Annotated in this window: 8 protein-coding genes; 3 read left to right on the top strand and 5 right to left on the bottom strand. The window is 71.0% G+C overall.

Annotated features, from left to right (window positions below):
- Nucleotides 1-78: 78 nt before the first annotated feature.
- Nucleotides 79-2,043, top strand: a complete 1,965-nt coding sequence (locus E9998_RS24410) for an ABC1 kinase family protein (protein ID WP_136532363.1) — start codon at nucleotides 79-81, stop codon at nucleotides 2,041-2,043.
- Between the two features lies 1 nt (nucleotide 2,044).
- Here the strand turns inward: E9998_RS24410 and E9998_RS24405 are convergent, their stop codons facing one another.
- From E9998_RS24405 to E9998_RS24385, 5 genes are all read right to left on the bottom strand, one after another.
- Nucleotides 2,045-2,788, bottom strand: a complete 744-nt coding sequence (locus tag E9998_RS24405; protein WP_136532362.1) for a tetratricopeptide repeat protein — start codon at nucleotides 2,786-2,788, stop codon at nucleotides 2,045-2,047.
- A 53-nt stretch (nucleotides 2,789-2,841) separates the two neighbouring features.
- Complete coding sequence (locus tag E9998_RS24400; protein WP_136532361.1) at nucleotides 2,842-3,291, bottom strand: hypothetical protein; 450 nt, start codon at nucleotides 3,289-3,291, stop codon at nucleotides 2,842-2,844.
- A 10-nt stretch (nucleotides 3,292-3,301) separates the two neighbouring features.
- Complete coding sequence (locus tag E9998_RS24395; protein WP_136532360.1) at nucleotides 3,302-3,763, bottom strand: GNAT family N-acetyltransferase; 462 nt, start codon at nucleotides 3,761-3,763, stop codon at nucleotides 3,302-3,304.
- Between the two features lie 68 nt (nucleotides 3,764-3,831).
- Nucleotides 3,832-5,610 carry a chitinase gene (locus E9998_RS24390; protein ID WP_136532359.1) on the bottom strand — a complete coding sequence of 593 codons (1,779 nt, stop codon included), beginning with the start codon at nucleotides 5,608-5,610 and terminating at the stop codon, nucleotides 3,832-3,834.
- Nucleotides 5,611-5,667: 57 nt separating this feature from the next.
- A complete protein-coding gene (locus tag E9998_RS24385) occupies nucleotides 5,668-7,950 on the bottom strand; it encodes a glycosyl hydrolase family 18 protein (RefSeq protein WP_136532358.1) in 2,283 nt (760 codons plus the stop codon).
- 327 nt (nucleotides 7,951-8,277) lie between these two features.
- On the opposite strand from E9998_RS24385, the gene E9998_RS24380 reads away from it, so the two are divergent.
- Nucleotides 8,278-10,131 carry a carbohydrate-binding module family 20 domain-containing protein gene (locus E9998_RS24380; protein WP_136532357.1) on the top strand — a complete coding sequence of 618 codons (1,854 nt, stop codon included), beginning with the start codon at nucleotides 8,278-8,280 and terminating at the stop codon, nucleotides 10,129-10,131.
- A gap of 108 nt (nucleotides 10,132-10,239) precedes the next feature.
- On the top strand, nucleotides 10,240-11,613 hold the full coding sequence (locus E9998_RS24375) for an ATP-binding protein (protein ID WP_204745636.1): 1,374 nt from the start codon (nucleotides 10,240-10,242) through the stop codon (nucleotides 11,611-11,613).
- Nucleotides 11,614-11,742: the final 129 nt, after the last annotated feature.

The following is an 11,742-nucleotide window of genomic DNA, read 5'->3' as shown; positions in this document are numbered from 1 at the left end:
GCCCGCGAGGCGGCCCTCCTCCGTTGACCGGGCCGCGTAGCCTGGTGCACCGATCCCCCGGAGGAAAGGCCGCTTCCCATGCCCGAGTTGCTCCTCACGCTCATCGGCATCGCGGTGAACACGGCCGCCGTCGCCTACGTCGCCACCCGCCTGCTCGACGTCCGCTACACCGTCTGGCGCCTCCTGGTCGTCAGCGTCTGCGGCTACACGGCCATCCAGTACGGGCTCCTGCCCGCGCTCCTCGAACCGTTCCGGCACCGCGAGCCGACCGGCGACGAGATCCCGGCCGTCCTCGCGCTGTGGATACTCGTGCTCGTCTGCGCGCCCGTCATCGCCATGGTCCTGCTCGTCGTCTGGGAGGCGGTCGTCCCCACCGGCGCCGTCCCGCCCGTGCGCACCTGGTTCAAAGGCCTGCGCGCCCGCCTGCGCCGCACCCGCCGCTACCTCCAGATCCTCGCCATCGCCGCCCGCCACGGCCTCACCGGGCTCCTGCGCGGTCGCCGCCAGGACGCCCAGGACGCCGAACTCGCCCGCGCCCTGCGCCGCGCCCTCGACGACGCCGGGGTCACCTTCGTCAAACTCGGCCAGATCCTCTCCACCCGCCGCGACCTCCTCCCGCCCGCCTACATCGCCGAACTCGCGAAACTCCAGGACCAGGCCGCCCCACTCCGCGGCACCGACGCCGCCCGCCTCGTCGAAGCCGCCGCCGGGGCGCCGATCGAGGAGGTCTTCGCCCGCTTCGACCCCGAACCGGTCGCCGCCGCCTCCATCGCCCAAGTCCACACCGCCGTCCTCCACGGCGGGGAGGCCGTCGTCGTCAAGATCCGCAGACCCGGTGCGGCCCAGACGGTTGAACGCGACCTCGACATCATCCGCCGGCTCGCCCGCCGCCTCGACCGCCACACCGAATGGGGCCGCTCCATGGACGTGCGCGGCCTCGCCGACGGCTTCGCCGAAGCCCTCCGCGAAGAGGTCGACTTCACCGTCGAGGCCCGCAACCTCGCCCAGGTCGCCGCCGCCCACGACCGGCGCCGCGCCGAGGTCCGCGTCCCCCGCCCCCACGCCGACCTCTCCGACGAACGCGTCCTCGTCATGGAGCGCCTGCCCGGCGTCCCGCTCGCCTCCGCGCGGCTCGCCGACCGCGGCCTCGACGGCGGCGCGCTCGCCGCCGCGCTCCTGCGCGAGATGTTCGACGAGATCATGGTCGACGGCATCTTCCACGCCGACCCGCACCCCGGCAACCTCATGCTCCTCGACGACGACCGCATCGGCCTCATCGACTACGGCTCCGTCGGCCGCCTCGACCGCGACCTGCGCACCTCCTTCGAGGCCATCCTCCTGGCCGTCGACCGCCAGGACGGGCCCGCGCTCGCCGACGCCCTCGTGGCCGTCTCCACCCGGCCCGACGAACTCGACCAGGTCGCCTTCGAACGGGCGCTCGGCTCGTTCATGGCCCGCCACCTCGTCCCCGGCGCCGCCCCCGGCATCCGCATGTTCACCGAGCTGTTCCGCATCATCGCCAAGCACCGCATCGTGATCCCGCCCGAACTCGCGGCCGTCTTCCGGGCGCTGGCGACCCTGGAGGGCTGCCTGACCGCCCTCGACCCCGGATTCGACCTCATCGACACCGCCCGCGACGTGGGGCGCCGCTACGCCGAGCGGCGGATGCGCCCGGCCGCCGTCCAGGAACTCGTCATGGAGGAGGTCGCCGACCTCATGCCGGTGCTGCGCAAGCTCCCGCGGCGCTTCGACCGGCTCTTCGCCGCCGCCGAGTCGGGGCAGCTGACCGCGAACGTGCGCCTGCTCGCCCGCGCCGAGGACCGCCGGGTGGTCACCGCCTGGCTGCACCAGATCCTGCTGACCGTCCTCGCCGCCGCCTCGGGCCTCATGGCGGTCATGCTGCTGGGCAACGAGACCGGGCCCGACCTCACCGAGGAGCTCGGGCTCTACCAGTTCTTCGGGCTCTCGCTCCTGCTCATCGCCTCGGTGATGGCTTTGAGGGTCCTGGCCGACATCTTCACCAGGCGCGGGCACCGGGACTGACTCAGCGCAGGCGGGCCCGCCAGGCGGCGGCCTGGTCGGCGCGGCCGGTCCGCTCGAGCAGGTCGGCGAGCAGCTCGACCGCGCCGAAGTGGCCGTCCTCGGCCGCGGCGGCGAGTCGCGGTTCGGCGTCCGCGAGCCGCTCGGCCTTGTAGAGCAGGCGCCCGAGGTTCGCCGTGGCGTCGGTGCTGCCCGCGTCGGCGGCCCGCGTGAACCAGTGCTCGGCCTCGGCCGCCCGGCCCTGGAGGATGTGCTGGATGCCGAAGTTGTTCATGCCCGTCGCGCTCCCGGCCTCGGCCGAGCGCCGGTACCAGTCGAAGGCCTCCTCGCCGCGCCCGGCGCGGTTGAGGCGCGCGCCGAGGTTGTTCATCGCCAGGGCGTGGCCGGACTCGGCGGCGCGGCGGTACCACTCGTCGGCCTCCTCCTGCCGGTCGGTCTCGGCGAGCGCCAGGGCGTGTTCGAACTGGGACCAGGGGTCGCCCGCGGCGGCGCCGCGCTCGATCCACAGGTGGGCGTCGCGCTCGCGCCCGGCCTCGCGGCTGAGCCAGACCATGCACTTGATCGCGATCAGGTCCCCTTGGGCGGCTTCGGGGTTGAAGTGGAGGGCGGCGGCCTCCAGCATCCCGAACTGGGCGAGTTTCGCGCACCACAGGGCGAGGGCGTCCTCGTCGTCGGCGGCGGCGGCCTCCGGCAGGATCGCCATCGCTCCGGGCCCGATGCCCTTCGACAGGATCTCGTCGTCGTTCATGCCGTCAAGCTACCGAGGCCCCGCCACCCCAAGGGCCGCAGGGGGACCGTGTCCTAAAGGGCGGCGGCGCGGTGCTCCTCCAGGATCGCCAGGGTCCGCTTGAGGGACTTCGGCTTCACGAACCCCTTGAAACACTTGAGCGCGCCGGGGCGGTGCGAGCCGGTCGCGGTGCGCACCTCGACCTCCCAGGTGTGCGAGTCGCCGCCGACCTCGATAGCCGTGATCTCGTCCCAGCGGAAGCGGACCTCGTCGGCGGACTCGACGAAGGTGACGCCCTCGCCGTCGAGGATCATCTTGCACCGCAGGCCCATCGCCTGGCCGATCGCGGCGCCGAGTATGAAGAGGTAGAGGACGCCGCCGCACAGCAGCGCCATGATCCCCTGGTCGTTGCCCTCGACGACGAGGTACGCGGGGACGGCGATCGACATGTACCCCAGGAGGGCCACGGCGACGACGCGGCGGCCGACGGCGGCCCGGCAGCGCAGGGTGAGGGGAGCGTCCATGTGCAGCAGGCTAGGGGAGCGTCGCCATGAGGAGTTTGGGCGAGGCCTCGAAGCCGTTGCGGGCGTATACGGGTATCGACTTCGTTCCCGAGTGGACGGTGACCCGGTCGAGCCCGAGCTCCCGGGCGAGGTCGAGGACCGCGGCCACCATCCGCGAGCCCACGCCGCCCGAGCGCTCCTCGGGGACGAGGTACACGGACTGGAGGTCGCCGGCGGCGCGCTCGAACGCCAGGGGCGTGGGGACGCGGGGCGCGACCGCCAGCCAGGCCATGCCGACCACCGCGCCGTCCCGGACGGCCGCGACGCAGCGGAACGCCGCCTCGTTGGCGGCCGCCCAGGCGGCGAACCGGGACGCGAACGCCTCCGGCTCGACCGCCGGGGCCTCGCCGTTCTCCACCTCCCACCGCCACCGCAGCACGGCGACGGCGGCGTACTCGTCGGGGCGGGCGGGGCGCACTTCCACGGGGCTCATGGAACGCATTCTGCCCCAGGCGCTTCAGAGGCCCGCGGGAGCCGCCGCAGGCTCCCGCGGGCCGGTTCCTAGGGCAGCGCGTCGAGATACGGCCGGTGGCTCTCGGCGAACTCCCAGCCGTAGTACCGGTCCCAGTTGATCGACCAGGTCATGAGGCCACGGAGATCCGGCGAGGCCCCGCCCCGCAGCGTGTAGCCGCCGCAGTTCGTTCCGGCCGTGAGGCAGTCGAGCGCCTGGTGGACCTGCGCGGGCGGCGTGTGGCCGTTCCCGGCGCTGACGGCGGCGGGCAGCCCGAACGCGATCTGATCCTCGCGCAGCCCCGGGAAGGTCTGCCCGGTGTTCGCGACCGTGAAGCCCGCCTTGAGCATGTCGGTCATGGCGATGTGGAAGTCCGCGCCGCCCATCGTGTGGTACTGGCCGTCGAGGCCCATGACCGGGCCCGAGTTGTAGTCCTGCACGTGGAGGATGTCGAGGTCGTCGCGCAGGGCGTGGATGACCGGCAGGTACGAGCCGGTGCGGTTGTCCCCGGCGCTGGTGCCGCCGTAGAACTGGTGCCCCACCTGGACGAAGAACGTCTCGGGCGCCATCGTGAGCACGAAGTCGTCGCCGTACCGGGCGCTGAGCGACTTCAGCGCGCTGATGAGGTTGACGATCACCGGCGTGGTCGGGTTGCGGAAGTCGTCGTCGCCCGCGTCGAAGTACAGCGAGTGGCCTTCGAGGTCGACGTCCAGGCCGTCGAGCCCGTACTCGTCGATGATCGCGCCCACCGAGGACACGAACGCGTCCCTCGCCGCCGCGGTCGTCAACTGCACCTGCCCGTTCTGGCCGCCGATCGACAGCAGGACCTTCTTGCCCTGGGCCTGCTTCTGCGCGATCGCGTCCTTGAACTCCTGCTCCGACTCCACATTGGGGCATTCGCTCGCGGGGCACAGCGAGAAGCGGATGTCGCCGGAGGTCGGCGTCGTCGGCTCCCCGAACGCGAGGTTGACGACGTCCCAGTCGGCGGGCACGTCGGCCATACGGATGTAACCGGACCCGTTGGCGAAGCTCGTGTGGAGGTAGCCGATGAGCGCGTGGTCGGGGATGCCCGAATCGGGGCAGCCGGTGGTGCGCGCGGTGACCTGCGCGCCGGGACCGGCACCGTCACCGTTGAAGGCGCTCACGGTGAACGCGTACGTGGTGCAGGCGGTCAGGCCCGAGATCGAGGCGCTCGTGGCGGTGGTCTCCACCGCCGCCTGCCCGGCCCGCTCGACTCGGTAGCCGTCCACAGTGCCGCTCGCGGCGCTCCACGTGAGCGCCACGCCCGTGTCGGTGGCGCTGGCGCGCAGGGAACCGGGCGCGCCGGGCAGGTCGCCCTCACCGCCGCCGTCGCCGGGCGGGCCGTCCACCACGACGTCGTCGACCCAGAACTCGCCCTGCCCGTACCAGCCGTGGACGTAGACCTCGGCGCTCGTCTGCGCCGCGCCGGTCGTGAAGGTCGTGGTCAGCTGCGTGAACGCGCCGGGCGAACCGGTCCACGTCGAAGCGCCGCCAGTCGATCCGATGTAGACGTACGATCCGCGCACCCAGGCGCTGAACGTGTACGTGCTCGACGGCTGCACCGAGACTTCGAGCGCGCACCGCCCTATCCCCGCCGCCGAGGCGGTCGAGCGCAGCGCGTGCGTCCCCGACTTCGCGGTGCCGGTCGCGACCTGCGCCGAGTCGCACGCCCACGGCGCCACCGAACCCGACTCGAAACCGGGGTCGGCGACGATGTTCGCCGCGTGCGCGGGCGAGGCGCCCAGCAACGCGCCCGCCAGGAGCGCGACGGCGGCGGCCAGCGCCGCCACGGAACGTGGTCTTCTCATGGGTTCCTCCAAAGGGGATGGGGGCGCGGCGGGCGCCGCGCCCCCGTCGATGAACGGTCAGGACAGGCCGGTGTCGATGGCGCTCATGAGGGTGCCGTCGTCACCCGACATCTCCCAGACCATGACGCCGAGCAGGTTCTCCGCGGCGACCCAGTCGGTCTTGAGCCCGATCGCCCACGGATCGTCGAAGGACCACCACTGCCCGCCGTTCCCGGTGAAGCAGTACGTCGCCCCCGCCTGGACGTCGTGGTAGACGGTGCAGCCGGGCACCATCGCCTTCAGGTTGGCGTAGCCGCGGGTCCCGGCCTCCTCGGCGAACTGGCCCGGCGCGGCGCCGGTCGCCGACTGCCACTCGCCGTTGACGCCTCCGGCGGTCACGCCCTGCCAGCCGCGGCCGTAGAACGGGATGCCGATCGTCAGCTGCCGCGGGTGCACGCCCGCGTCCAGGTAGGTGCCGATCGCGATCTCGTTCGAGAAGTGGAACGAGTACGGGTCGTCGACGTCCGTGGTCTGGTTCGCCTGGTGCCCGGTGAGGTTCGGCTCCCACGAGTTGTCCGAGCCCGAACCGTGGAAGTCGTAGCCCTGCACGTTCGCGAAGTCCATGTAGTCGAAGACGCTCGGCGTGCCGTCGGTCGTGGTGATGTCCCAGCCCGCGTCCACCTTCGCCGGGTCCGCCGGAGTGAACGCCGTGAGCAGGTAGTCTTTGCCGGTGTCGGCCGACAGGGCGTCGAGCTGGCGGCGGAACTCCGCCATGAGCAGCGTGTTGTTCTCCTTGTCCGCGGCGCTGACGTTGTTGCCCGGGTGTCCCTCGGCGCCCGGCCACTCCCAGTCGAGGTCGATGCCGTCGAAGACCCCGGCCGCGACCCCGTCGCCGCCCGCCCCGTTGTACGCGGGCAGGTTCCCCTCGATGTACAGGTCGATGCACGAGGCCACGAACTTCTCGCGGGAGGCCTCGGTGGCCGCCACGTCCGAGAAGTACTTCGAGTACGTCCAGCCGCCGATCGACATGAGCACCTTCAGGTGCGGGTGCTTCTCCTTCAGCTCCAGCAGCTCGTTGAAGTTGCCGCGCAGCGGCTCCCAACCGGTGTCGCCCACGCCGTCGACGGACTGGGACGCGGAGAACGCCCGCCCGTAGTCGGCCTCGGCGTCACCGGCCCCGGTGCCCTGGTTCGGGTCCTGCGGGTCCGGCGTCGTGCCCTTGGTGACGCCGTTCATGCACGTCAGGTTCACGGGGTCGATGTTGGAGAACGCGTAGTTGACGTGCGTCAGCTTCGCCGCCGCGCCCGAGGTGTCGAGGTTCTTCACGAAGTATTGGCGCCCGTAGATGCCCCACTGCACGAAGTACCCTACTTTCGCGTGCTCGCCCGCGCCGACCGCGTCGTCGGTCACCGCGGTGACGGGTGCGCTGTGCGCCGACGCGTTGTCGTAGGAGTCGCGCGCGACCACCGTGAACTCGTAGGTAGAGACCGGCGCGAGACCCGCGACGACGGCGCTGGTCTGGGCGGTCGAGGTCGCGTACTCGCCGTCGCGGTACACGTCGTACCCGGCGATCCCCGACGCGTCGGACGAGGCCGCCCACGTCAGGGTCACGCTGCCGGAGGTCACGCCCGCGACCTGGAGGCCGGTCGGCGCGCTCGGCGCCACCGTGTCGTCGGCCGGGTCGAGGGTCTCGACGGTGACCGGGGCGCTCTCGGCTCCGGCGCCGCCGCGCACGTCGACGGCGCGCACGGTGAACTCGTTGGCGCTGGCGGGGGTGAGGCCCGAGACGACCACGTTCGTGGCGGAGGTCGTGGCGGCGACGGTGCCGCCGCTGAGGACCTCGTAGTGGTCCACGGGGTGGTCGCCTTGTGCGGCGGCGTCCCAGGCGAGGGTCACGGAGGTGGTGGTGCGGGCGGTGGAGCGGAGGTTCGCGGGCGCGCTCGGCGGGTCGGCCGGGGTGCCGTCGCACTTGTCGCCGTTGATGAGGCAGCCGGTGGGCTCGGCGCTCGAGGAGGCGAGGATCCAGGGGCTGTAGGGCTCCAGGCTCCCTCCGGCGGGCACGGTCGCGTTGTAGTGCTCGTTGACGATGGTGACGTGGCGGCCGCTCTGGGTCGCCTTGCCGTAGAAGACCTGTCCGAGCTGCGCGCCTTCGGGGAGGTCGAATTCGAGGGTCCAGCCGGTGACGGGCGTGGAGCCGGGGTTGGCGATGACGTACTTGGCCTGCCAGTACGAGCCGTAGTCGGCGGCGACGAAGGTGGCGGTGAGGGACTGGGTCTGCGCCGAGGCGGGCGCGGCGAGGAGCAGGAGCGGGAACAGGAGCAGTGACGCCAGCGCGGGGAGCGCGCGTCTGATCGCGGTCATGGCGATCTCCTTTGGATCCGGTGGGAGGGAGGCAGGTGGGGATCCTTAACTGACTGTAAACCTTACTAATAATAAACGTCAATATGTCGATGTCGAAAGGCGAGCGTTCGGTGACCTGGGATGGCACCGCTTACAAAACCATTCGGCGCCTTGCGTTCCCGTCATCCGGAATGGTTGCGCAGGTGGCGGGGTGGTGTGCCGCTTGACATCGCTCCTCGGTGCTGGATACGCTGAGCAAGATTCGCAAGTTTCTATATGTAGATCGTTGTCTTTCGACATCCTTCTGCAAAATCTTGCAAGTGAAGTGAACGGAGAACCCTCATGTCCATGAGCAGAGTCCGCACCGGGCGGCGCGCCGCCGCGGTGGCCGGCGCGCTCGCCGTCGCCGCCGGGGCCCTCGTCGCCGGCCCCGCGACCGCCCAGGAAGTCGAGGCCGCCGCCCCGGCCGTCACCGGCGACTCCTCGATCATCGAGCTGTTCGAGTGGAACTGGAACTCGATCGCCCAGGAGTGCACCGACTTCCTCGGCGACTCCGGGTACACGCACATCAAGGTTTCCCCGCCCCAGGAGCACATCCTCGCCTCCGACACGAACACGCCCGACAACTGGTGGATCCAGTACCAGCCCGTCAGCTACGAGCTCGACTCGCGCCTGGGCACCCGCGCCGAGTTCGAGTCCATGGTGGATACTTGTGCGGCCGAAGGCGTCGGGATCATCGCCGACGTCGTCATCAACCACATGGCCGCCGGGTCCACCTCGACCCGCTACGGCCAGGCCGGCAGCGAGTACCGCCAGTTCGACTACCCCGCCGCCGGCTACGACGCCTCCGACTTCCACAACACCGGCTCGTCCTACTGCGAGATCTCGGACTACACGAACCGCTGGCAGGTCCAGAACTGCCACCTGGTGGGGCTCAACGACCTCGCCACAGAGCAGGACGACGTGCGCGCGACCATCGCCGCCTACCTCCAGGACCTCCTCGACGTCGGCGTGGTCGGCTTCCGCGTCGACGCCTCCAAGCACATGCCCGCGGCCGACCTGGAGAACATCTTCGGGCGCCTCTCGGGCGACCCGTACGTCACGCACGAGGTCATCTACGCCCAAGGGTCCAACGAGCCGATCGTGCCCAGCGAGTACTACGGCTCGGGCACGGTGCAGCAGTTCGACTTCTCGCGCTGGATGCGCAACCACTTCGCGGGCGAGTCCAAGGCCTCCTACCTGCTTAACCTCGGCGAGAGCTGGGGCCTGTCGCCCGACGACAAGGCGCAGGTGTTCGTGCAGAACCACGACAGCCCGCGCGGCGGCGACGCCGGGAACTACCTCGACTACTACACCGGCGGCAAGGACTACCTGCTCGCCAACGCCTACATGATGGCCTACGACTACGGCGTGCCCTCGCAGATGTCCGACTACTCCTACTCCAACAAGGACCAGGGCCCGAACCTCGTCGGCGGCGTCAACTCCGAAGTGGCCGACGTGGACTGCGACGCCGTCACCGGCCGCTGGACCTGCCAGCACCGCGGCGCCTACTTCGCGGGCATGGCCGGCTTCCGCGAGTCGGTCGCCGGGACCGCCGTGAACAACAAGTGGCACAACGACGAGGACGCCTTCGGCTTCGGCCGCGGCAGCGCCGGCTACGTCGTCCTCAACTCCGAGTCCTCCTCGGTGAGCGCCACCTTCACCACCTCCATGCCCGCGGGCCAGTACTGCAACGTCCTCGGGACCGGCACGGTCACCGTCGGCGCTGGCGGCACCTTCACCGCCACCGTCGGCGCCGACGAGGCCATCGCGATCCACATCGGAGCCCCCTACGTGAACGGCGCCTGCGAAGGCACGGTCGACCCCGACCCCGACCCCGACCCCGACCCGGGCGACGGCACCGTCTGCGTCGACGTCAACGTCAACGCCACCACCTGGTTCGGCCAGGAGGTCTACATCACCGGCTCCCTGACCCAGCTCGGCACCTGGACCGCCGCCTCCACCGCCCACCTCGGCGCCCAGGACTACCCCGTCTGGCGCGGCACCGTCACCCTCCCCGCCGAGACGACCTTCGAGTACAAGTACATCAAGGTCGCCCCCGGCGGCGCCCTCGAATGGGAGTCCGGCACCAACCGCACCTTCACCACCCCCACCGACGCCCAGACAACCTGCGCCACCCTCAACGACACCTGGCGCTCCTGACGAGAGCGGCGCGGGCGGGTCGTCTCGACCCGCCCGCGCCGCCGCGACCTGCCCGGAATCAACCTACGGTCGAGGTAGGCTACGTCGATGGTAGGTTTCGTGAACAGGGTGAACGAGCTGACATCGCTCGACCGCTGGTGGAATCTCGACCCCGGCAGGCCCGGCCTGGTGTGGGGTCGGCGCCGGGTCGGCAAGACCGCCCTCATGGCCCGCTTCGCCCAGGGCAAGCGCACGGTCTTCTACACCGGCATCGGCGGCCCGGCCGCGATGGAGCTCCAAGGGCTCTCCGAAGAGGCCGCGTTCCTCGCCACCCCGGAACGGAACCTCGCCGACCACCCGTTCGGCGACTGGCGGGACGCGCTGCGATTCCTGTTCGCCAGGGCCGAGGAGGCGCCGCTGCTCCTCATCCTCGACGAGTTCCCCGAACTCCTGGTCGGCAACCCCGAGCTGCCGGGGCTCCTGCGCGCGGAACTCGACCGCCACGGCGGCCGTCCGAAGCTGAAGATCCTGCTCAGCGGCTCTTCGATGCGGGCGATGTGGCAGATGCAGGAGTACCGCGCGCCGCTGTACGGGCGCTTCGACCTGACGCTCCAACTGCATCCGTTCCGCCCGCACGAGGTGCCCGAGATCCTCACGGACCTCGCCCCCGGCGACCGGGCCCTCGTCTACGGCGTCCTCGGTGGCATCCCGCTCTACCTGAGCATGTGGCGCCAGGACGAGCCGGTCGGGGAAAACCTGAACCGGCTCCTGCTCAGCAGCGAGACGCCCCTGTACAACGAGGGGAAGCTGATCCTCGCCACCGAACTGGGCGCCGGGCGCCTCGCGGGCCAGGTCCTCACCGCGATCGCCACGGGCCGCACCCGCTTTCACGAGGTGGCCGACGCGGTCGGGACCGATCCGACCCGCACCATCGAGCGACTCACCGAACTCCGCCTGGTCGAGCGCATCCTGCCGGTCACCGAGGACCCCGCGAGACACCGGCGCAAGATCTACCGGGTCAGCGACAACTTCCTCCGCTTCTACCTCGGCGTCCTCGCCCGCTACCGGTCGCGCATCGAGTCGGGCGCGCTCCAGACAGTCCTGCCGAGCATCCTGGCCTCGCTCGACGACTTCATGGGCGGCGCCTGGGAGGACGCCTTCCGCGACCACCTCGCGCTGCGCGCCGAGCAGGTCCACCCCGAGACCGTCGACATCGGACCCTGGTGGCGCGGCGACGGGCAGGACGAACTTGACGCCGTCGCCCTGGCAGGCGTTCGCAGGATGCCCGTGCTCGTCGGAGAGGCGAAGTGGGCCAAGCGTGTACGGGCGCCCCGAATCCTCGAACGCATGCGCACCAAGGCGGCGAACCTGGTCGACGACCCCGGCACCCTGCGGTACGCGATCGCGGCACGAGAGGCCGTGGAGGACGCCCCCGAAGGAGTCTGGACGGTGACCGCCGCGTCGATCTTCTCGTCGCAGGCGGGGAACGATGCCCGACCTTGAGTGAGGGCCGAGCCCTCGCACCTCCTGACCGGCGCCCCTCGCCTCGACCGGCGGAGGCCAACGGCACTACCTCGCCCGCTCGCACCTCCTGACTGGCGTCGCTCGCCTCGACCGGTTCGTACCCTCAGG

The sequence above is a fragment of the Glycomyces paridis genome (genome assembly GCF_004912155.1).
Lineage (GTDB): Bacteria > Actinomycetota > Actinomycetes > Mycobacteriales > Micromonosporaceae > Glycomyces > Glycomyces paridis.
Note: the sequence above shows the minus strand (reverse complement) of the source record. Positions and strands in the feature narration are given on the sequence as shown.